General features: G+C 64.2%; 16 protein-coding genes. 6 read left to right on the plus strand and 10 right to left on the minus strand.

The window, feature by feature from the left end; all coding sequences use genetic code 11:
- Positions 1-70: 70 nt before the first annotated feature.
- Entirely contained in the window at positions 71-3,637 is a 3,567-nt protein-coding gene (gene dnaE / locus H9627_RS00985; RefSeq protein ID WP_191732164.1) for a DNA polymerase III subunit alpha, read from the minus strand.
- A 107-nt stretch (positions 3,638-3,744) separates the two neighbouring features.
- Between dnaE and rarD the strand changes: the two genes are divergently transcribed.
- Complete coding sequence (gene rarD, locus H9627_RS00990) at positions 3,745-4,635, plus strand: EamA family transporter RarD (RefSeq protein ID WP_191732165.1); 891 nt, start codon at positions 3,745-3,747, stop codon at positions 4,633-4,635.
- On the opposite strand, the gene H9627_RS00995 is transcribed toward rarD, so the two are convergent.
- The 3 genes from H9627_RS00995 to lspA are packed head-to-tail and all read right to left on the minus strand — an operon-like array spanning position 4,618 to position 6,748.
- Positions 4,618-5,235 (minus strand): hypothetical protein, encoded by a 618-nt coding sequence (locus H9627_RS00995; RefSeq protein WP_191732166.1) that lies wholly within the window; start codon positions 5,233-5,235, stop codon positions 4,618-4,620. The genes rarD and H9627_RS00995 overlap by 18 nt on opposite strands.
- Positions 5,232-6,161 (minus strand): RluA family pseudouridine synthase, encoded by a 930-nt coding sequence (locus H9627_RS01000; protein ID WP_191732167.1) that lies wholly within the window; start codon positions 6,159-6,161, stop codon positions 5,232-5,234. The genes H9627_RS00995 and H9627_RS01000 overlap by 4 nt, the downstream gene beginning before the upstream one ends.
- Positions 6,158-6,748, minus strand: coding sequence for a signal peptidase II (gene lspA, locus H9627_RS01005; protein ID WP_191732168.1), 591 nt, complete (start codon positions 6,746-6,748; stop codon positions 6,158-6,160). The genes H9627_RS01000 and lspA overlap by 4 nt, the downstream gene beginning before the upstream one ends.
- Positions 6,749-6,920: 172 nt before the next feature.
- On the opposite strand from lspA, the gene H9627_RS01010 reads away from it, so the two are divergent.
- On the plus strand, positions 6,921-7,961 hold the full coding sequence (locus H9627_RS01010) for a hypothetical protein (RefSeq protein ID WP_225213331.1): 1,041 nt from the start codon (positions 6,921-6,923) through the stop codon (positions 7,959-7,961).
- Positions 7,962-8,149: 188 nt separating this feature from the next.
- Entirely contained in the window at positions 8,150-9,784 is a 1,635-nt protein-coding gene (locus H9627_RS01015) for an ABC-F family ATP-binding cassette domain-containing protein (protein ID WP_191732169.1), read from the plus strand.
- 21 nt (positions 9,785-9,805) lie between these two features.
- Here H9627_RS01015 and H9627_RS01020 read toward each other — a convergent pair whose 3' ends face one another.
- Complete coding sequence (locus H9627_RS01020; protein WP_191732170.1) at positions 9,806-10,399, minus strand: hypothetical protein; 594 nt, start codon at positions 10,397-10,399, stop codon at positions 9,806-9,808.
- A 456-nt stretch (positions 10,400-10,855) separates the two neighbouring features.
- On the opposite strand from H9627_RS01020, the gene H9627_RS01025 reads away from it, so the two are divergent.
- The 3 genes from H9627_RS01025 (at position 10,856) to H9627_RS01035 (ending at position 14,460) form a co-directional block, all read left to right on the plus strand.
- Entirely contained in the window at positions 10,856-11,770 is a 915-nt protein-coding gene (locus H9627_RS01025) for an ABC transporter ATP-binding protein (RefSeq protein WP_191732171.1), read from the plus strand.
- A complete protein-coding gene (locus H9627_RS01030; protein ID WP_191732172.1) occupies positions 11,767-13,404 on the plus strand; it encodes an ABC transporter permease in 1,638 nt (545 codons plus the stop codon). The genes H9627_RS01025 and H9627_RS01030 overlap by 4 nt, the downstream gene beginning before the upstream one ends.
- A 102-nt stretch (positions 13,405-13,506) precedes the next feature.
- Complete coding sequence (locus tag H9627_RS01035; RefSeq protein WP_191732173.1) at positions 13,507-14,460, plus strand: asparaginase; 954 nt, start codon at positions 13,507-13,509, stop codon at positions 14,458-14,460.
- On the opposite strand, the gene H9627_RS01040 is transcribed toward H9627_RS01035, so the two are convergent.
- From H9627_RS01040 to ileS, 5 genes are all read right to left on the minus strand, one after another.
- Complete coding sequence (locus tag H9627_RS01040) at positions 14,457-15,863, minus strand: DNA polymerase IV (protein ID WP_191732174.1); 1,407 nt, start codon at positions 15,861-15,863, stop codon at positions 14,457-14,459. The genes H9627_RS01035 and H9627_RS01040 overlap by 4 nt on opposite strands.
- Positions 15,864-15,923: 60 nt before the next feature.
- Complete coding sequence (locus H9627_RS01045; protein ID WP_225213387.1) at positions 15,924-16,733, minus strand: EamA family transporter; 810 nt, start codon at positions 16,731-16,733, stop codon at positions 15,924-15,926.
- 129 nt (positions 16,734-16,862) lie between these two features.
- The gene (locus H9627_RS01050; protein WP_191732176.1) at positions 16,863-17,846 is read right to left on the minus strand and encodes a MerR family transcriptional regulator; all 984 of its coding nucleotides are present in this window, start codon (positions 17,844-17,846) and stop codon (positions 16,863-16,865) included.
- Between the two features lie 4 nt (positions 17,847-17,850).
- Positions 17,851-18,456 (minus strand): HEAT repeat domain-containing protein, encoded by a 606-nt coding sequence (locus H9627_RS01055; protein ID WP_191732177.1) that lies wholly within the window; start codon positions 18,454-18,456, stop codon positions 17,851-17,853.
- 80 nt (positions 18,457-18,536) lie between these two features.
- Complete coding sequence (ileS, locus tag H9627_RS01060) at positions 18,537-21,701, minus strand: isoleucine--tRNA ligase (protein WP_191732178.1); 3,165 nt, start codon at positions 21,699-21,701, stop codon at positions 18,537-18,539.
- Between the last annotated feature and the right edge of the window lie 48 nt (positions 21,702-21,749).

Here is a 21,749-nt window from a genome sequence, read left to right on the forward strand (position 1 = left end):
CCCGGAAACGAAAATATCCACCCGTAGTGGGTGGATATTTATTCAGGATGGCTATGAGATGCCCGGCGCGTTAACCGAGGATTCCCGGCCCCATCGTGGCCTTGAGGTCCCCCATGAGGCTTGCCGACCTGTTGACCCGCAGATGGTCACCGAGGATCATCACCGTGGAGTTATCGCCGTCCATCAGGTTGAGATAGACATCCGATTCGCCCCGGTTATCAACCAGGACCTGCTTGAGCTTGGAGATATTGGTCATGGTGCACTGGTCGGTGCGCATGGTCAGCCGCAGTGGCAGGCCAGCACCGTTACCCGGTCCCAATTCGGGCACCCGCAGATCATCGCAGAACAGACTCATGCGGTCATCCCTGATCGACACATGTGCCTTGGCCAGGATGATGTTGTCCTCCACGATCAGCGACCCCACGATGGAGTAGACCTTGTTGAACACCAGCAGTTCCACCGAGGCACCGTTGTGATCCTCCATGGTGACGATCGCCCAGGGGGAGCCGTCCTTCTTGGAGAACCGCCGGTCCACACCGGAGATGATGCCACCAACGGTGACCTCCGCGCCGTGCCGGAGCTCACCGGCGATGATGGTGGTCAGCGGGGTGTCGATCTGGGCGGCGAGGGCATCCTCATACCCGTCCAGGGGGTGTCCCGAGACGTACAGACCGAGCATCTCCCGCTCCAGCGCCAGCTCATGCTTGCGGTCCCACTTGTCGTCGGGGACGGTGATCTGGAAGAAGCCCCCCACCTCATCCTCCGCCTCCGCGCCGAAGGAGGCGAACAGGTCGAACTGCCCCTTGTCGGCGGCCTTCTTGGTGGCGATCACGGAATCAACCGCATCCTCATAGACCAGCATGAGGCCCTTGCGGGTGTGCCCCAGGGAATCGAAGGCACCCGCCTTGATGAGGGATTCAGTGATGCGCTTGTTGCACGGCAGGGTGTCGATCTTGTCCAGGTAGTCCGAGAAATCCCGGAACATGCCCTTGTCCTGGCGGGTGTCGATGATGGAGTCCACCACCTCCGAACCCACGTTGCGGATGGCACCCAGACCGTATCGGATATCCGTTCCCACGGGCATGAAGTTCAGGGCCGACTCATTGATGTCCGGGGAGAGCACCCGGATACCCAGGTGGCGGCAGTCCGCCAGGTAGATGGCGGTCTTGTCCTTGTTGTCACCCACCGAGGTCAGCAGGGCGGCCATGTACTCCGGTGCGTAATGCGCCTTGAGGTACGCCGTCCAGAATGACACCAGCCCATAGCCGGCGGCGTGGGATTTGTTGAACGCGTAACCGGCGAACGGAAGGATGGTCTCCCACAGCGTCCTGATGGCCTCCGCCGAGAAGCCATTGGATTTCATGCCGGCCTCGAAGGCCGCGAATTCCTTGGCCAGAACCTCGGGCTTCTTCTTACCCATGGCCTTGCGGAATCCATCGGCCTGACCTGCGGTGTAGTTGGCCACCTTCTGGGAGATCCTCATGATCTGCTCCTGATAGACAATCAGGCCATAGGTCTCACCGAGGATCTCCGCGAGGGGTTCCTCCAGTTCAGGGTGGATCGGGGTGATCGGTTTGCGGCCGTTCTTACGGTCGGCGTAGTCCCAGTGGGCGTTGACACCCATCGGGCCGGGTCGGTACAGGGCGAGCGCGGCGACAATGTCATTGAAGCCCGTCGGCTGCATGCGTTTGAGCAGCTCCTGCATGCCGCCGCCATCGAGCTGGAAGATGCCGAGGGTCTCACCGCGGCTCAGCAGCTTGTAGGTCTCCTCGTCCTCGATGCCGAGGTTTTCCAGGTCGATGACCTTACCGTCACGGTTGGCCTTGATGTTCTCGATGGCATCGCCGATGACGGTGAGGTTACGCAGACCCAGGAAGTCCATCTTCAGCAGACCGATGGCCTCACACGCCGGGTAGTCCCACCCGGTGATGTAGGCGCCATCCGCGGGACGTTTCCACATCGGGATGCAGTCGAGCAGTGGCTGGGAGGACATGATCACGGCGCAGGCGTGCACACCCGCCTGGCGAACCACACCCTCCAGTCCGCGGGCCGTGTCGTAGATCTTGCGGACATCCGGGTCCGTCTCGATGAGGGCACGGACCTCACCGGCCTCGTTGTAGCGCTCGTGGTCCGGATCGGTGATGCCACTCAGCGGGATGTCCTTGGCCATGATCGGTGGCGGCAGGACCTTGGTGATCCGGTCGGCGATCTGGTAACCGGGCTGGCCGAACTGCACACGGGCGGAGTCCTTGATGGCCTGCTTGGTTTTCACCGTGCCGAAGGTGATCACCTGGGCGATCTTGTCCTCGCCCCAGCGTTCAGCGGCGTAGCGGATCATCTCGCCACGACGGCGGTCATCGAAGTCGATATCGATATCGGGTGCGGACGGGCGTTCCGGGTTGAGGAACCGCTCGAAGAGCAGACCGTGTTCGATGGGGTCGATGTTGGTGACGGTCAGCGCATAGGCGACCAGGGCGCCGGCGGCGGAACCACGGCCCGGACCGACCCAGATGCCGATGGAGCGGGCATGTTTGATGATCTCCGCGACGATAAGGAAGTAGGAGGGGTACCCCTTCATGTCGATGACGGAGATCTCATACTCGGCGCGCTCGATGTATTCCTGCGGGACCTGCTGGCCGGGGAAACGGTCCTCCAGGCCGGCCATGACCTCATGATGCAACCACGAGGTCGGGGTGTGTCCCTCGGGGACGTCGGCGACCGGCATGCGGTCGTGGGGGTGCTCCTCCCAGATCTCCCCGTAGTCCTGGACGCGCTCGGCGATCCAGAGGGTGTTGTCACACCCATCCGGCACGGTGTCATCCCAGAGGCTGCGCATCTGCTCGGCGGACTTGATGTAATACCCGGAGCCGTCGAATTTGAAGCGGTCTTCGTCGTGAAGCGTCTTGCCGGTCTGCACACACAGCATGGCCTCGTGCGCCTGGGCCTGGGATTCCAGGACGTAGTGACAGTCGTTGGTCACCAGTGGCGGCAGGTTCAGCTTGCGACCGATCTCCAGCAGTTCACTGCGCACACGGTTTTCGATATCGAGCCCGTGATCCATGAGCTCGAGGAAGTAGTTGTCCCTGCCGTAGATGTCCTGCCACATCGCGGCCGCTTCAAGCGCCTCGTTGAACTGTCCCAGGCGCAGGCGTGTCTGCACATCCCCGGACGGGCAGCCGGTGGTCGCGATGATGCCCTCGGCGCGCTCGGCGATGATCTCGGCATCCATGCGTGGCCACTTGCCCAGCTGGCCCTCATAGGAGGCCATGGAGGACAAGTAGAAGAGGTTGCGCAGACCGGTGGCATTCTCCGCCAGCATCGTCTGGTGCAGGTAGGCACCCGAGGCGGAGACATCGTCCGACTTCTGGTGGGGTTCACCCCAGCGGACACGTTCCTTGTTGAAACGGGATTCCGGTGCCAGGTACGCCTCGATGCCGATGATCGGTGTGACACCCGCTTCCGTCATCTTCCGGTAGAAGGCGTTGGAGCCGTACATGTTGCCGTGGTCGGTGATACCGACGGCGGGCATCTGTTGACGGTTGACCTCATCGGCGAGCATGTCGATCTTGGCCATGCCGTCCAGCATCGAGTACTCGGTGTGGTTGTGAAGATGAACAAAAGAGGAATGCTTGGCCATGCGAGATAGTCTAGCCGGGGTTGTTGGGGGGAGAAACCTGCTGCTCACCAGCTTGATATTCCGCCTCACACGTCCCCGGGCGCTGCGTACGTATAAGGTGATCCTTTATGATTTACGGCTTTCTCGCCTACCTGCTGTGGGGACTGTTCCCCGCGTTCTTCCCCCTGCTGCTCCCGGCCGGCCCGTTGGAGATCCTCGCGCACCGCATCATCTGGACCGCGGTCATCATGATCATTGTGGTGTCGGTGCGCCGGGGATGGCATGAATTCCGGGGTCTGGACCGTACCACCTGGTTCAGGGTGGTGGCCGCGGCCCTCTTCATCGCGCTGAACTGGTTGCTCTATGTGATCACGGTGAATTCCGGGCATGTCACCGAAGCTGCCCTGGGGTATTTCATCAACCCTCTGGTCAGCGTGGTGTTCGGCATCATCCTGTTCCGGGAACAACTCCGGCGCCTGCAGGTGCTGGCGGTGTGCATCGCGGTGGCGGCCGTCCTCTTCCTGGCGTTCCTCGCCAGCCAGCCACCATATCTGGCCTTGGCCCTGGCGTTCAGCTTCGGTATCTACGGGGCCATCAAGAAGAAGGTGGACCTCAGCGCGATTACCTCCCTGACCGCGGAGACCCTGGTTCTCCTGCCCGTGGCCCTCGGCTATATCCTCTGGCTGGAGATGACCGGTGCCGGCACCTTCACCGACAACGGTGCAAGCCATGCCGCACTTCTGATCAGTTCTGGACTCGTCACCGCACTGCCCCTGCTGCTGTTCGGCTACGCCGCCAAGGCGATCCCCCTGTCCACCGTCGGCATGCTCCAGTACGTCACCCCGACCATGCAGATGCTGTGGGCGGTGATCGTGGTCAACGAGCACATGGAACCGGCGCGGTGGGTCGGCTTCATCATCATCTGGATCGCCGTCTCGCTCTACCTCTCGGACATTCTCATCCAGCGGCGGGGCTCGCGGGAGAAATCCCGGTCAACCCAGTCATCCCAGGGCGGGTGACGCCATCCCGCCACCGGTCACATCCGCCAGGGTGAACACCGGCCGGACACCGAAATGACCCCAGCCTGCGTCCGGGGGCAGGACCTCCACGGACATCACAGCCGGGTCGGTGGAAAGGTCCCGCAGGGCCTCGCCGTCATCCCAGACGAGGACACTGTTGATCTCCCGGGGAGCGCTGATCTCGCCGATGCCCTCGAAGCTGCGCTGCAGGCGGTCGAGGTGACGGTTGAAGACATCCTCGCGGGTCTCCCCCGCCACGGGCTCAGGCAGGGGAATCGGGGCCGCCGACAACAGGATCATCGCATTGACCCGGCCGATATCCTCCAGTGTTGCCGAGGCATCGGCTGGGCCCAATGCGGTCGGGAAGGTCACCATCGCGAAGGCATTCTCATCGGCGGGGGCAGCCTCCAGTGAATCCCCCGCCCGTGCGATGTAGTCATCGAGGGGTTCCCCGGAATCGCGCCCCAGCACGTCACCGTTGATGGCCATCGGCTTGGCGGTCCGGTCACTGAAGCTCAGGGCGATGATGACCCCGAGCAGGAGCAGCAGTGCCGCCACCGCGATGATCTTCCGGGTGCGGTCGATATGGTGGTCACTCATTGATCGCGCAGCACATCCAGGGCGTGTTGGAGGTCATCCGGGTAGGGGGAGGTGATCTCCATCCACCGGCCGTCGGCGGGGTGGTGGAAACCGAGGGATACCGCATGCAGCCACTGCCGGATCAGACCCAGGCGTTCCGACAACGCCGGGTCGGAGCCATACATGGGGTCACCGCAACACGGGTGGTGCAGCGCGGAGAAGTGCACGCGGATCTGGTGGGTGCGACCGGTTTCCAGGTGCACCTTGACCAGTGTCGCCTCCTGGAAGGCCTCGAGGGTCTCATAGTGGGTCACCGCGTGTTTGCCGTCGGTGGTGACGGCGAACCGCCAGCCCGCGGAGGGATGCCGGCCGATGGGGGCCTCAATGGTGCCCTCGGTCGGGTCGGGGTGTCCCTGCACCAGGGCGTGGTAGGTCTTCTCCACGGTGCGGTCACGGAAGGCCCGCTTGAGCACCGTGTATCCCCGTTCCGAGGCGGCGACCACCATCACCCCTGAGGTTCCCACGTCGAGTCGCTGGACAATGCCCTTGCGCTCGGGTGGACCGGAGGTGGAGATGCGGAAGCCGGCGGCTGCCAGACCTCCGACGACGGTCGGCCCCTCCCAGCCAACGGTCGGGTGCGCGGCGACGCCCACCGGTTTGTTCACGGCGATGAGATCATCGTCGGCGTAGAGGATGTCCAGACCCGGAACGATCTCCTCCCGGGGCATCAGTGGCTGGGTGGGTTCGGGCAGAAGCACGTCCAGCATGGAATCGGCGACCAGCCGGTCGCTCTTGCGTACCGTCATGCCGTCGACGGACACGTCCCCGGCCTCGGCCAGTTCCGCCGCGGTGGTGCGGGAGACTCCCAGGAGTTTGGACAGGGCGGCGTCGACACGCATTCCTGCCAGTCCCTCCGGGACCGGGAGGGTTCTACTCTGACGGTTCATTTCTCCCCCTCCACGGTTGGTCCACTCTTCGCTGTCTGCTCCACCCGGGCAGTGTCCCGGTCCTCCATGAATATTCCAATGACGAAGACCACGACACCGGTGGTGATGGCGGCGTCGGCAATGTTGAACACCGCGAAACTGCCAACCGAGATGTAGTCGACAACATGGCCGAGGAAGAACGAGGGTTCCCGGAATAACCTGTCAATGAGGTTGCCGAGCGCACCGCCAGCCACCAGGGCAAGACCCACGCCGACCCACCGGTGCCGGACCCGGGGTGCGTAGATGAGGATGCCCACCACGAAGACGATCTGGATGCAGGTGAACAACCAGGTGCTGTCCTGCCCCATGGAAAATGCCGCACCGGGATTGAACAGGAGATGGAAGCGGAACCAGTCCCCGATCACCGCGACCGGTTCACCGGGCTCCAGCCAGTTCAGCATGAACTGCTTGACGGTCTGGTCCACAGCTGCGATCACCACGATGATGGCAATCATCATCGCGGTCACTCGTTTCGCGGTTGTCCTCTTCTCTCCTGGGGGTGTGGGCGCTGTATCCGCCCCTGCATCGTATGAGGTCACGTGAACCATCATTCCCCATCGGCGGTGAAAACTTCCACCCGGCCCCGCCCCACCGCCTACTGATGGAACCACCGTGAACCGCCACAGGAACCGCCCTGTCTTCCGGACAGTCATCCCGGGGGCCGGTGCCCCTGGGAAATTCCACCACACCGCTGCAACCGCTAGGTTTGAATGCGTGCGTATGACTAACCTGCCCTCCAGCGTCCCCCGCAAGTCCCCCACCACCCGGCGGGGTGTGCGCGTCCTGGCCGCGGTTGCCGCGTGTTCCACCGCGTTGTTCCTGGCCGCGTGTGCCGAGGATGCCCCGGAGGAACCCACCACCGAGGTGGAGCAGGCGGTGGGCCTGGCCGTGGATGCCCCCCGGATCACTCTCCAGGACGCCGGAACCGGTGAGCTCCGGGAGATCAGGTACGCGGATGTCCCCGACCCCGATGCCAGCGACTCCCCCACCCGCCAGGCGACGACACTGACCGTGGAGGATGGTTTCGCCCAGTCCGTGGTACCCGCCACCGAGGTGGATCCCACCGCGCCCGAGGGGGGTGATGTCTCCACGATGCGGCTGCCCGTCACCGCGGAGGTCACCCCGGCCGAGCCTGTCGACGCCGATGTGGTCGACCCCTCCCGCGAGATCTCGATCCAGGTGGGTCGACCGGCCTTCACAGATGTCGAACTCGCGGAGGACATCCTGTCCACGGAGGGTTTCACACTCGGGATCCGCGCCGATGACCGGGGCCGGCAGTCCACCCTCAGTCTGGCCGCGCCGGTGGAGGCCACCGATACCGGACGGGTGATGATGGAACAGTACCTGCTCAAATACACCTCCCTGCCGGTCATCTTCCCCGAGGAGGCGATCGGGTCGGGCGCCAGGTGGTCGATTGACACCAGGGTCACGGGTGAGTCCACCCTGTTGCAGACGGTGACCTATACCGTCACCGCCATCCGCGGCAATCAGATCGATCTTGATGTCTCCGTCTCCCAGCGCCCGAGCCTGGGTGCCCTGGACATTTCCCCCGGCACCGCAGGGGTCACCGAGGACACCCCGGAGCAGTTGACCGTTCTCAATTCCAATACCGCGTCCTCCGGGTCGATCACCGTCGATCTGACCCGGCCCCTGCCCACCACGGGCACGGTATTCTGGACCACACGTGTGGTCTACGGTGGCGGGCCCGAGGATATGCGGGTGGTGCAGGATTCCACCACAGCAGTGAGCTTCGACGGCTGACCGGACGCCCCGGTCAACGCGCTGCCGGGCCCGGTGACCGTATTCGAATGTGGTTGCCATTCTCCGGCAGCGCAGGCATAATCGAAACATGTTCTTTCTTCGATAGTCACCCCCGCAGTAGCACGACACACAGGCGCTGGCAGCCCATGCCATGTGCCGTGGTTTCATAACGACATCGAAGGATCACCATGCGCTCCCACGCCTCCTACATCTCTGTTGACGGCCTGAGCTTCTCCTACCCCGCCCGTCGCGTCCTCAGTGACATCTCCCTGACCGTGAACAAGGGCGAGATCATCGGCCTCATCGGGGAGAACGGTTCCGGCAAATCCACGCTCCTGGCACTCATCGCCGGGGCACTCGAACCGGATCAGGGCCACCTCTATCTTCCCGAACGCACCGGTTTCCTCGCCCAGGAGACGGATCTGCCGTTCGACCTCCCCGTCCAGTCGCTCATCGACGAGGCCGTGGCCCCGGTCCGTGCGGTGGAAACCACCATCGGGGAACTCACCGTGGCCATGGGCAGTGAGAACCCACCCGCCGATGTGGCAGACCGGTTTGATGAGGCACTCAGCCGGGCGGAGGAGCTCGGCGTGTGGAACCTGGAGGCCCGCATCGAGGAGATCGTCGCCGGGCTGGGCCTGGCGGACGTCGACCGTTCCGTTCCCATCCGGGAATTGTCCGGCGGGCAGCGCCGCAGGTTCGCCCTCGCCGTGCTGCTGCTTGAGCCCCACGACGCCCTGATCCTCGACGAGCCGACCAACCACCTGGATGACAATGCCGTTGATTTCCTCATCAATGAGCTGACCTCGTTCAAGGGCCCGGTGTTGATCGCCAGCCATGACCGCTTCTTCCTCGACGCGGTGGTCACCGGACTGGTTGATCTGGATCCCTCCCTCGGCCCTGAAGGGGGTGCCGGTGAGGAGGTGAAACAGGCTGTGGCCTTCGGCGGTGGCTTCACCGCCTACCTGAAGGAACGCGAGCACCGGAGAACCCGCTGGTCGCAGCTCTATGTTGCCCAGGAGACGGAGAGGCAGAAGCTGGAGGCCACCTCCGGCATCGAGGAGGAGGACATCTTCCACCGGGCAACCCCCAAGTCGGAATCCCGGATCTCCCAGAAGTTCTCCGCCGACCGTGCCGCCAAGACCCAGGGCAACCGGGTGCGCTCAGCCCGCAACCGGCTGGAGATCCTGGAGAAATATGCCATCCCCGCTCCCCCGAAACCCCTGGAGTTCCAGGGCATCCCGGATTACCTGCGCCATGCGGCCGGTGAATCCGTGGAGGTCCGATCCGTGGGCGTGGCGGGTCGTCTGCACCCGGTGAAATTCCGCATCGATCCGGGTGACCACATCCTGGTGGAGGGACCCAACGGGACGGGGAAGTCCACGTTGCTGTCCGTTCTGGAGGGGGCCCTCGAGCCCACCGAGGGTGAACTGATCATCCCGGAGGACCTGCGGATCACCCGGCTCAAACAGGACGATGACTGGACGGATGAGCAGCTGGCGATGTCCGCGGGGGAGGTTTTCGACAAGCTGGGGGTTGCGAATACACCCGACCTGGTGGAGATGGGGCTGTTGAGTCCGGCGTCGCAAAGCATGCCGTTGGCACAGCTGTCCCTGGGACAGCGCCGACGCGTCTCCCTCGGGCTCATCCTGGCGAGCCCACCGGACCTGCTGCTTCTCGACGAACCGACCAACCACCTCTCCCTCGCCCTCAGCGAGGAACTCGAGGACGCCATAGAGAAATTCCCCGGCCGGGTGCTCCTGGCCAGCCATGACAGGTGGATCCGGAAGCGGTGGACGGGGAAGAAGATCAGCCTGGGCTGACCCGGAAGTAGGCCCGGAATACTACTGGGCCGGGGCGGGCTCCTCGGCAGGAGCCACCATCTCACCCTCGGCGGGGGCAACAGCACCGGTGTCCGCACCGACACACATCTCCGGAACCTGCTCAGGTGCCACGGTGTTGGTGATCAGGATGCAGGCCCAGTCCTGGGACAGCTGCCAGTTGCCGTCGACGTTGACGAACTCCACGCCCTCGGCCTCCTGGTCAGGGCGGTCCGGGAGGGTGAACATGACGGTGGTCAGCACCTCGGACTGGGGGTCATATCCCGGCAGGACCGAGCCGACGACCTGGAACTCCGCACCGGATTCCACCTTCGCCTGGGTCATGGTCTCGAACAGCTCGGGGGCGTTCTCGGAGCCCTGGACGGTGTTGACCTTATCCTCGATGCTGGCGTTCGGATCGGTGGCGATGGCCAGGATCTCGTTCAGCTCCTCAGCGGTCGGGTACTCGGTGACCCCGGTGGTCGCCTCATCGGCGGTGGTGGCCTCAGCTGCCGAGGTGGTGGTCCCGGTGTCAGCCGTCTCATCGCTGGAGCACGCACCCAGTGCGAGTGCACCCACAATGGAAAGGGTTGCTGCGGTTGCCTTGAAAAGCTTCACGTTTAAAGATTCCTTTGCTTCTTGGTCAGGCACCGGCAATCATCTGCACTGCCGGCGCCGTTTCTATCATCATCACCACCGAAGGCGGAGGGAACTCTCCCCACCATAAAACACCTCACGAAATGATGTGAATTCAGCAAGGTCAGGACAACCCGAATCCGGATGGTTCCCCCAGCGCGGTAGGTGGTCTCCCGGTGTCCGGTGATTCCATCCTGTGCCTGGTCACCCCGGTATGCCACAGGAGACGACAACTTTCCCCATAGAGGGTACACGTTTTCCCGCACAGGCCCTAGCAGGGTGTCATGGCTGATGGTCGGTGCTGGTGGTGCGTGCTGCACAGGAAAGCCAGCCCCTCGACGAGGAACCTCATCTCCAGACCTGACCGGGGGCCGTCCCCGTCTCATAGACTGGAGGGAGCATCGTTTCCTGCCCTCCCCTGCTGCGGAAGGATCCCCCATGGCGCACTCGGACACACCTGCTGTAGAGACAATCGGGCTGTCGAAGAATTTCGGTTCCGTCCGTGCCCTGGATCAGCTCGACCTCCGGGTGGAGGCCGGGGAGGTACACGGTTTCCTGGGGCCGAACGGTTCCGGGAAATCCACCGCCATCCGGGTCCTGCTCGGCATCCTGCGTTCTGATACCGGCTCCGTGAAGGTGCTCGGCAAAGACCCCTGGCGTGATGCCGTGGAGCTGCACCACCGCCTGGCCTATGTTCCCGGCGATGTGGAATTGTGGCCCAATCTCACCGGTGGGGAGGCCATTGACCTGTTCGCCCGGCTTCGGGGCCAGTTGAATGTGAAGCGCCGGGATGAACTCATCGAGCGTTTTGATCTCGACCCCAGCAAGAAGGGTCGCACCTACTCCAAGGGAAACCGGCAGAAGGTAGCACTGATCTCAGCGCTCGCGTCGGATGTGGAACTACTGCTTCTCGACGAACCGACAAGCGGCCTCGACCCACTCATGGAAGCACAATTCCAGGAGCTCATCCGTGAAGAGAAGGAACGGGGCCACACTGTCCTCCTGTCCAGCCATATCCTCGCGCAGGTCGAGGCACTGGCGGATCGGATCTCCATCATCCGTAAGGGCCGGATCGTGGAGTCAGGCACCCTGCTGGATATGCGTCATCTCAGCCACACGGTGGTCACCGTCCTGACGGACCGTCCCACCGAGGAGCTGATCAGACATGAGGGTATCTACAACGCCCACAGGGAGGGTGAGCAGGTGCGTTTCGACGTCGATGCCGCCCACCTACCGGAGGTGATGAGCATGCTCGCTGCGCTGGGGGTGCGTGCCATCACCGCAACCCCGCCGTCGCTGGAACGTCTGCTCCTGCGCCACTATGGCGACGCCCCTGCGGGGACCGACCAATGACCGCTCAGGTGGGGGCACAGGTGGGCGCCTTCACCGGCACGGGTGCCACATTGCGTCTCATGCTGCGCCGGGACCGCTGGCGTCTGCCGGCATGGGTGCTGGGGCTGTCACTGCTCATGGCATATTTCTGCACCGCACTGGGCACGGTCCTCGACGAGGACAGTCTGGAGGGGATGGCGGAGTTGGCGTTGAGTCCCGTCACCGCGCTGGTCGGTGGCCCGGGATACGGCTTCGACGCGATCACCGTGCCACGTTTCCTCGCGGGTCTCTACGGCACCTACCTCATGCTGGGCTGCGCACTCATGTCCATGCTCACCATCTCCCGGCATACCCGCGCGGAGGAACAACACGGTCGCGCGGAGCTGGTCCTGGCTGCCCCTGTCGGCCATCATGCCCAACCCACCGCAGCCCTCATCCTCACCGTCACGATGAATATCCTCACGGCCTTGTTCATGACCGGGGTGGTCCTCACCTCCCCGATTGATCCCACGCCGGAGCTGATGCCGACGGTTCTGTTCACCGCGAGTATCGCGGCAGTGGGCATCGCCTTTGCCGGGGTATCCATCGCCACCGCGCAGCTGTCCCCCTACTCCAGAACGTGCACGTCCATCGCCGGTATGGTCCTGGCGGTGTCCTTCATCATCCGCGGAATAGGTGACATGTCCCGGGTGCAGAACGGTGGGCTGGCCTGGTTATCGTGGCTGTCACCGATCGGGTGGGCACAGCAGGCCGCCCCGTACACCCTGAACCGTTGGTGGCCGTTGATGCTGCCCCTGATTCTCGCCCTACTCACGGCCTTCCTGGGGTTCCTGCTCCGGTCCCGGCGCGATCTGGGTGCTGGTGTACTCGCCGACCGGCCGGGGAACGAACGTGCGCCCTCCTGGTTGGGGTCGCCTCCCGCGCTGGCCTGGCGGTTACAGCGGGGTACGGTCATCGGTTGGTCTGTCTGGGTTGTCACAGCGGGTCTGGTGTTCGGGGCCTTCACCCAGACGATTGCGGACACCGCCGATGACATGCCTGCGGAGATCCTCGCCGTCATGGGTGGTTCCACCGCCCTCACCGAGGGTTATCTGGGGTTCATGGGGATCTATCTCGCCGTCATGCTCAGTGTCTACGGCATCCTGTCGGTGCAGTCGCTGCGGGCCGAGGAGACCGGACACCGGGCAGAACCTGTCCTGGCCACCGCTGTCGGCAGGGTGGGCTGGGTGCTGTCCTGGATCGGTGTCACCGCAGCCGGTGCCCTGTGGTTGAGTGTGCTGGCCGGTGTCGCGGAAGCCTCGGGGGCGGTGCTGGTCACCGGTGATGGGGCGTTGTTCTGGCCCACCGTGCTCGGTCATGGTGTGCAGTTCGCGCCGGTGTGGTTGTTGATCGGTGTGGCCACGTTGCTCTACGGGCTGGTACCCCGCCTCCTGGGCCTGGTGTGGTTGGTGTTCATCGCCGGAAGCGTTCTCAGTATGTTCGGCAGGATGCTACAACTCAGTCAGCGATGGCTGAACCTCTCCCCCTTTGAACACGTCGGACAGCACCCCGCTACCGATGTGGGGTGGCCCGGAGTCATCCTGCTGGCTGGTGCCGCCATCCTGCTGGCCGTGTTCGGCGCATATGCTTTCCGACGCCGCGACCTCACCGCCTGATCCCCATGACCTGACCTCTCCGCGGGGGCGGAACTGCGGGACCGAGTCCGGTAGGTGCAGCCTGACACTACGGATCAGGGCACTGTTGCTACTCTTAACCCCATGTCCGAGACCTCTCCAGAGAGCACCTCTGTGTCCAAAATTGCCGTGATCACCACCGGAGGCACCATCGCCTGCACCGCCGACGCCGACGGCCACCTCCTGCCCACGGTCAGCGGCGAGGAACTGCTGCGTCCCATCGCGGCGCGTTTCGACGCCTCCCAGTTCGCCTTCGAGATCCATGAGCTCAACCGCCTGGATTCCTCCTCCATGACCTTCGCCGACATCGACGAGCTCAACACCACGATCCACCGGATCCTGGAGGACCCCGAGGTGGTCGGCATCGTGGTCACCCACGGCACCGATTCCATGGAGGAAACCGCCATCGCGGTGGACACCTTCCACACCGACCACCGCCCCGTGATCTTCACCGGCGCCCAGAAACCCTCCGACCACCCGGAGGCCGACGGCCCGGGCAACCTCTTCGAGTCCTGCCTGATCGCCTCGGATGCCTCCGCCCGGGGCATCGGAGTGCTCGTGGTCTTCGGCCATGCCGTCATCCCTGCGCGTGGGTGCACCAAGTGGCACACCACCGATGAGCTGGCGTTTGCCACCAACGGCCCTGAGGAGCCGGAACGCCCGGATCCCCTGCAGCTCGCTCCCCTGGCGGATGTCGCCGTGGAGATCATCCCCGCCTACCCCGGAGCGTCCGGCGCGTCGGTGCAGGCCGCCATCGATGCGGGTGCGCAGGGTCTGGTCGTTGAGGCGATGGGCTCGGGCAATGTGGGCACCGCGATGGGTGCGGCCCTGGGCCGGGCGCTTGACGACGGCCTCCCCGTGGTCATGACGACGCGTGTGCCGCGCGGCGAGGTCTCCGGCACCTACGGTGGCGCCGGCGGCGGCGCGACCCTGGCTGCCCGGGGCGCGATCGGGTCCCGGTATTTTCGCGCCGGGCAGGCACGCGTCCTGCTCGCGGCGGCGATCGCCACAGATCAGCATCCGGCGACCCTGTTCTAGTCGCCGTCCTGGTCGTGGCTGTTGTCGGCCAGCCAGTCGCCCCAGTCCAGGCTGTTCAGCGGATCGGCGGGTTCCAACAGGGGATCATCCATGGCGAAGTTCCGGGTGAGTCCCCGGGTGGTGGTGCGGGTCTCGAACCGCACGGACACCACCCCGTGCCCCGCCCCCTGCACCCACCCGTGTCCGAATTCCGGGTGGTGGACATCCTGGGTGGCCCTCCAGATCCGGATGCCGGGTTCATCGCTTACCTGGTCCGGAACCGGCCGGTTGTCGGTGGTGCTGGCCCGCACCCCTGATTCATAGTCCGTGTCCGCGGGGGCGGGGGCCACGATCTGTTGATCCAGTTCGGGGAAGAGGATGTCCTGGCGGTTTTCCTCCAGGCCGGAAAATCCCACTCCCACCAGCCGGATGGGTCCCGTCTCCTCGGGATACCTGGCCAGACGGAAAGCGGTGGCCTCCAGGGTGGCCAGATCGTCGGTGGCATAGGACAGGGTGTGGGACCGTGACTCGATCCGGAAATCATCCATGCGCAGTTTCACGCTGACGGTGCGCGCGCCCCGGCCATCCCGGAGCAGGCGACGGTGGGCGCCCTCTGTGGCACGTCGGATGGCGGCATCCACCTGGGCACGTGAGGTGAGGTCGCGTTCATAGGTGTGTTCCTGGGAGATCTGTTTCGCCTCCGCGCGGGGCTCCACCGGGCGGTCATCGATGCCACGGGCCAGGTTCCACAGGCTGTATCCGATGGTGGGCCCCAGGCTGATCTCCACCTCCTTGGCGCTGAGTGCCGCCAGGTCATCGATGGTGGCCACCCCCATCGTGGTCAACTTGGCCTGGGTGACCGGCCCGACCCCCCACAACACGCTGACGGGCATGGGACCGAGGAGTTCCTGCTGTCTCTCCACCGGGATGATGAACACCCCGTCTGGTTTCGCCTTCCCGGATCCGATCTTGGCGAACTGCTTACCCGACCCCGCCCCCACGGAGGCCGGCAATCCGGTCTGGGCGCGGATCTCGGCACGTAGCGATTCGGCCCACGCACGGACCTCATCGGGTGAGGCCCCGACCAGCTCCTCCGGTTCCATATACCCCTCGTCGATGGAGAGCCTCTCGATCGTCCCGGCGCGCTGCTCGATGATCTGGAACACCCGCTTGGAGGCGGTGGAGTAGACCACGTGCCGCGGGGTGACCACGACGGAGGCCAACCCGACCCGGGCGCGGGCCTCATGCATGGGCATCGCCGAACGGGCACCGAACCTGCGCGCCTCATAGGAGGCACCGGCGACCACTCCCCTGCCCGAGGCACCTCCCACCAGGACGGGCCGTCCCCGCAGGGTGGGCCGGGTCAGCTGTTCCACGGATGCGAAGAAGGCATCCATGTCGATGTGCAGAACCCAGCGTTGCATGGTGTTCAGTCTAGGGCACAACCAGGGGTGAACCGAACGGGTGAACGAATGGGATGGGGGTCAGGCGGGTCGTCGTAAAGCAACCGCGGCGATCACCAGCGCGATGCCGGCGATCTCGGCCGGGGTGAGCATCTGCCCCAGGGCGACGGCGCCCATGACCGCGGCGGTCAGCGGCAGCAGCGCCAACAGCAGGGCGAAGTAGGCGCGCCCGGCCATCCGCAGGACAATGAGATCCAGGCCGTAGGGGATCACCGCGCTGAGCACCCCCAGGCCGAAGGCCAGGCCCAGCAGCTGCACCGGTTCGAGCGCGATCGACGCCATCCCCGGCCACAACCACCACGCCACGGGCGCGGCCAGCAGCGCAGCCCAGACAAAACCGACCGTCATCCCGGTGCGACTGTCCGACGCCGACCCGGCGATGCGGTTACCGGCGACAATGTAGAGGGCCCACAGCGCGGCAGCGCCCAGGGCGAACAGGACACCGGTGCTGTTGGTGGACCACTGCGCACCGGAGATCACCACCACCCCGATCCCCGCCAGCACCAGGGCGGCCCAGTCCCGCAGGGTGCGACTCCCCAGTGCCGCCACAGTGATGGGGCCAAGAAATTCGATGGCCACCGCGGTTCCCATGGGCAGCCGCGCAATCGCTTCATAGAAGGTCATGTTCATGGCCAGCGTGGAGATGCCATAGACCGCCGCATTGAAGCCGGTACGTCCCAGGAAATCCCGCACCCTGGGCCGGAACAGCACCACCAGCATCACCGCCGCGGTGGAGATCCGGAACCATGCCACCAGCACTGGCGGGAGAGTCTCAAAGAGACCAACGGCGATGGCGGCACCGGCATAAAGAGATAATCCGTTGATGATCATCAACAGTGGAGCCAGCACACGGCTCCCGGGCTTGATGCGACCAAACCTATTCACGAAGAGGGATCGTACCGGAAAGCACGTGGCTGATGGCGATACCGTTGAATTGGTCAAGTCTTAAGGGAAGATTGCTCACTGTGTAGCTGAGCGCCGCAAGGACAGGACTGCCCGGGCGGTCATGGCCACCTGCGGTGACGGGTCCCCCGCCAGCCTGGTTAGTAGCTGGTCGGAGGCGCTAAACTCGGCCAGAGCCTGGGTAATCCTGGCCCGGGCGGGATCCTCCCGGGATAAGACATCAAGGTGGTGGGTGAACCCTGCCAGCACCTCGTCTTCCCACTCCGGTGGCACAGCCAGTGCATCCGCAGCGTCCACATCCCGGCGCCCGGTGAGGATCATGTCCATGAGTTCTGGCATCGCTTCATGCCGGTGTTGCTTCCCCAGGGCGAGGGCAGCCAGGGCACGCACATCAGCATCATCATCGCCCAGTGCAGTGAGAAGATATTCGCTGGCACCTGGAGCTTCTGCCAAAATACGCACGGCACGGCGACGCACCTCAACATCCGCGGAGTTCAGTCCCCGGGCCACCTCCTCCACCGCCTCATCCCCGGCGTTGAGCACCGCCCAGGACAGGCTCCCGGCAACATTGACGTTTCTTTCCTCCAATGCAGCCTTGGCCAAGAGTTGGGGTTGTGCGCTGAGACTTAAGGACAATGCTGATGACTGCCGCTGTGCCGGATCCCGTGAGCGCAGACCACGCAGCATAGCGGTGATGGTCAAGGCCTCATCCCAGCTGGTGGCACCGGCGGTGCGCACCGCCTGAAGCCTGTCAAACAACCTCTTTTCCTGTCTCAGACGTTCCCGTGACTCAGTAATCAGTTCATCGATCACAGAACCAAAAGAAAAAGCCGGATCCTCGAGCGCCTGTCCCACTTCCTTCAGGCCCAGCCCCAGGGATCGTAGGCTTTCAATGTGGAGTATCCGCCTCAGATCATCCTCGGTGTATTCCCGGTAACCGGCTGCACTCCGCTCCGTGGGGGTAAGCAACCCGAGTGCTTCATAGTGGCGCAGCATCCGGGCGCTCACCCCGGTCCTGGCGGAGAATTCACCGATACGCATGTGCCTAATTCTGCGCAACGGGGCCGAGGGCGGCAACCCTCCGGGCTTCATGGAGGTGGTCTGCGATGCCCCCGTCGGGATCCTGCAGATATGCCTGGGTGGCCTGGGCGTGGGCGATGACCGCAGATAACAGGGGGTTTACCTCACCGTCCAGTGCAGCTAGGGCCCGGATCAGGCTGCGTTGGGTATCCTCATCACCACGACCAAGCTCCGCCACCAGTTCTGTGGCTAAGGCTGCGCGTTCCGTATCGGGCACCACCGCCACCGCAAGCCGCCAGGCTGCGGTACGCGAGGCTGCGTTGGCGTCGTGAAGCATCTGTGTTGTCAGCACCTCCCAGGTCCCCGGGGCCTGGATCTTGGACAACGTGTGCAGCGCCTGGCTTCGCGCCTCCGGATCGTTTAAGGCGGCGGTGAGCAGCGGAAAGGTCTCTGTCACGGGATGACGGGTGAGCGCCCAGGTGACCATGTCACGGACGAAGAAATGAGGTTCCCCACCGAGGCGTTCCATGAGTGGAACAAGATGTGCTGGGTTGGGGTCGGTTCCTGCTGCCAAGGCAGCCCGCAGGCGGATTGATGGATCAGTGGACTGGAAAGCTCGCGTGATGGTCATGCCTCCACCCCACCACCTGACACGGTGTCAGGGTCAAGAAAACCCCGCTGCTTACACAGCGGGGTTGCTCAAACCAGGGTTTAAGCCTTGACGACGCTCGCGGTAACACCCTTGAGCACCTCGTGGGCGCCCTCGCCGAGATCAGCCTCAACGACCTCGAAGGAGGTGGCAAGAACCTCACCGGCAATGTGCTCGGCATGGCGGCCGGCCCACTCCAGCTTCTCAGCCGGAACAGACAGCGTCACGCTGATGCGGTCCGAGACCTCGAAGCCGGAGGACTTGCGCGCATCCTGCAGACCACGGATGACATCGGCGGCCCAGCCTTCAGCCTCAAGCTCGGGGGTGACCTCCATGTCCAGGACCACGAGGCCGTCGACATCGTCGATCTGGGCGGTGGAATCGGGGTTCGCAGCCACCAGACGTTCGGTGTACTCACCGTCCTGCAGCTCGATGCCGTCGGCGACAACGGTGTCGCCCACGCGCTCGTAGTTGCCTGCCTTGACCGCCTTGATCACGCGCTGGACATCCTTACCCAGACGTGGGCCGGCGACCTTGGCGTTGACCACCACCTCGAAGGTGCCCACCGCATCCACATCGGAGGTCAGGTCCACGTTCTTGACATTGACCTCATCGCGGATGATGGACAGGAAATCGGTCAGTCGTCCGGAATCCGGCAGTGCCACGGTCAGGTTCGGCAGCGGCAGACGGTTGCGCAGCTTGTGGGACTTGCGGATCGAGGAGGCCGCCGAGCACACACCGCGGATCTCATCCATGGTGCGGACCAGATCGGTGTCAGCCGGGAAGCTGTCTGCCGAGGGGAAATCGGTGAGGTGGACGGAGCGCTCACCGGTCAGGCCGCGCCAGATGACCTCGGTGGTCATCGGCAGCAGGGGTGCCGCCACGCGGGTGAGGGTCTCCAGCACGGTGTAGAGGGTGTTGAAGGCCTCCGGGTGTGCCTCGTCGCCGGCCCAGAAACGGTCACGGGAACGACGGACATACCAGTTGGTCAGGGCGTCACAGAACCAGCGCACCTGGTCACAGGCGCGGGCGATGTCGGTGGCATCGAGCGCTGCGGTGACATCGGCAACCAGGTCGTGCAGCTTGGCCAGGATGTAGCGGTCCAGCACGTCGGTGGAGTCCACCGACCAGGTGGCCTTCTTCGAGGCGTAGAGCTGCAGGAAGGAATACGCGTTCCACATGGGCAGCTGGGCCTGGCGCACACCCTCACGAATGCCCTTCTCGGTGACGATCAGGTTGCCGCCACGCAGGATCGGCGAGCTCATGAGGAACCAGCGCATCGCATCGGAACCGTCGCGGTCGAAGACCTCGTTGACGTTGGGGTAGTTGCCCTTGGACTTTGACATCTTCAGCCCGTCATCACCCAGGACAATGCCGTGCGCGACGACCTTCTTGAAGGCGGGGCGGTCGAACAGTGCGACAGACAGCACGTGCAGCAGGTAGAACCAGCCACGGGTCTGACCGATGTACTCCACGATGAAGTCGGCCGGCGCGTGGGTGTCGAACCAGTCCTTGTTCTCGAACGGGTAGTGAACCTGGGCGAACGGCATGGAGCCGGAATCGAACCACACGTCCAGCACATCCGGCACACGGCGCATGGTGGACTTGCCGGTCGGATCGTCAGGGTTCGGGCGGGTCAGTTCATCGATGTACGGGCGGTGCAGGGAGGTCGGGCGGACACCGAAGTCGGCCTCGAGCTCGTCGAGGGAGCCGTAGACATCCACGCGTGGGTAGTTCTCATCATCGGAGACCCACACCGGGAGCGGGGAACCCCAGTAGCGGGAGCGGGAGATGTTCCAGTCGCGGGCGCCTTCCAGCCACTTGCCGAACTGTCCGTCCCGGATGTGGGCCGGCATCCACTCGATGTCCTGGTTGGTCTCCACCATGCGGTCGCGGATCTCGGTGACATTGACGAACCAGGAGGGCAGCGCCATGTAGATCAGGGGCTCACCGGAACGCCAGGAGTGCGGGTAGGAGTGCTCAATGGTCTGGTGACGGACCACGCGCCCCTTGGCCTTGAGGTCACGGATGATGTCCTTGTTGGCGTCGAAGACCAGCTGACCCTCATATTCCGGGGTGAGGGAGGTGAACTTACCGTCCATGTCCACGGGGATGACCGGGGCGATATCAGCGGTGTTACAGACGTTCATATCGTCCTCACCGAAGGCGGGTGCCTGGTGGACGATACCGGTGCCGTCCTCGGTGGTGACATAGTCCGCACCGAGGATCTGGAAGGCGTTGGGCTGGTCACGGAAGTAGTCGAAGACCGGCTCATAGGTCAGGCCGATGAGCTCGGATCCCGGGTGCTCGGAGATGATCGTGGCATCGGTGCCCAGTTCCTTGGCGTACGCGCCCACCAGGTCGCGGGCCAGCAGGAGCTTCTGTCCGACGAAGCCCTCCTCACCGTCGTCAGCGACCTCGACGAGTGCGTAGGTGACGGACGGGTTGACCGCCAGCGCGAGGTTGGACGGCAGGGTCCACGGGGTGGTGGTCCAGGCGATCGCGTTGGCACCGATGAGCGCCTCATTGGCCTCGGTGCCCTCGATCTTGCCGGTGATCGGCATGGTGACGGTCAGGGTCGGGTCCTGGCGCATCTTGTAGGAATCATCCAGGCGGGTCTCCTGGTTGGACAGTGGGGTGTGCTCTGCCCAGGAGTACGGCAGGACGCGGAAGCCCTGGTAGATCAGGCCCTTGTCGTAGAGTTCCTTGAATGCCCAGATCACGGACTCCATGTAGGTGAGATCCATGGTCTTGTAGCCGTTGTCGAAGTCGACCCAGCGTGCCTGGCGGGTGACGTATTCCTCCCACTCCCTGGTGTACTGGAGGACGGACTTGGCGCAGTAGTCGTTGAACTGGGCCAGGCCCATGGACTCGATCTCGCCCTTGTCCTTGATGCCCAGCTGCTTCTCCGCCTCCAGCTCGGCGGGGAGACCGTGGGTGTCCCAGCCGAAGACGCGGGGCACGCGGTAGCCACGCATGGTCTGGTAGCGGGGCACGATGTCCTTGACGTAACCGGTCAGGAGGTGACCGTAGTGGGGCAGACCGTTTGCGAATGGGGGGCCGTCATAGAAGACGTAATCCTCGGCGTCATTGCGCTGGTCGATGCTGGCCTGGAAGGTGTCATCCTTCTTCCAGAAGTCGAGTACGTTTTCCTCCAAGTCGGGGAAACGTGATGATCCACCGGTCATGTCGACCAGTGGGTAAACTCCGCCAACGGCTTCAGTCATGTGATTGGGTCCCTTATCCTTCGCAAGTGCCAATAGTGGTCATGTACT

The sequence above is a fragment of the Corynebacterium gallinarum genome, assembly GCF_014837045.1.
Classification (GTDB): domain Bacteria; phylum Actinomycetota; class Actinomycetes; order Mycobacteriales; family Mycobacteriaceae; genus Corynebacterium; species Corynebacterium gallinarum.

Bases quoted from the DNA above. Each gene is read 5' to 3' on its own strand.
- dnaE (WP_191732164.1), bottom strand. From the start codon at position 3,637: ATGGCCAAGCATTCCTCTTTTGTTCATCTTCACAACCACACCGAGTAC.
- rarD (WP_191732165.1), top strand. From the start codon at position 3,745: ATGATTTACGGCTTTCTCGCCTACCTGCTGTGGGGACTGTTCCCCGCG.
- H9627_RS00995 (WP_191732166.1), bottom strand. From the start codon at position 5,235: ATGAGTGACCACCATATCGACCGCACCCGGAAGATCATCGCGGTGGCG.
- H9627_RS01000 (WP_191732167.1), bottom strand. From the start codon at position 6,161: ATGAACCGTCAGAGTAGAACCCTCCCGGTCCCGGAGGGACTGGCAGGA.
- lspA (WP_191732168.1), bottom strand. From the start codon at position 6,748: ATGGTTCACGTGACCTCATACGATGCAGGGGCGGATACAGCGCCCACA.
- H9627_RS01010 (WP_225213331.1), top strand. From the start codon at position 6,921: ATGACTAACCTGCCCTCCAGCGTCCCCCGCAAGTCCCCCACCACCCGG.
- H9627_RS01015 (WP_191732169.1), top strand. From the start codon at position 8,150: ATGCGCTCCCACGCCTCCTACATCTCTGTTGACGGCCTGAGCTTCTCC.
- H9627_RS01025 (WP_191732171.1), top strand. From the start codon at position 10,856: ATGGCGCACTCGGACACACCTGCTGTAGAGACAATCGGGCTGTCGAAG.
- H9627_RS01030 (WP_191732172.1), top strand. From the start codon at position 11,767: ATGACCGCTCAGGTGGGGGCACAGGTGGGCGCCTTCACCGGCACGGGT.
- H9627_RS01035 (WP_191732173.1), top strand. From the start codon at position 13,507: ATGTCCGAGACCTCTCCAGAGAGCACCTCTGTGTCCAAAATTGCCGTG.
- H9627_RS01040 (WP_191732174.1), bottom strand. From the start codon at position 15,863: ATGCAACGCTGGGTTCTGCACATCGACATGGATGCCTTCTTCGCATCC.
- H9627_RS01045 (WP_225213387.1), bottom strand. From the start codon at position 16,733: ATGATCATCAACGGATTATCTCTTTATGCCGGTGCCGCCATCGCCGTT.
- H9627_RS01050 (WP_191732176.1), bottom strand. From the start codon at position 17,846: ATGCGTATCGGTGAATTCTCCGCCAGGACCGGGGTGAGCGCCCGGATG.
- H9627_RS01055 (WP_191732177.1), bottom strand. From the start codon at position 18,456: ATGACCATCACGCGAGCTTTCCAGTCCACTGATCCATCAATCCGCCTG.
- ileS (WP_191732178.1), bottom strand. From the start codon at position 21,701: ATGACTGAAGCCGTTGGCGGAGTTTACCCACTGGTCGACATGACCGGT.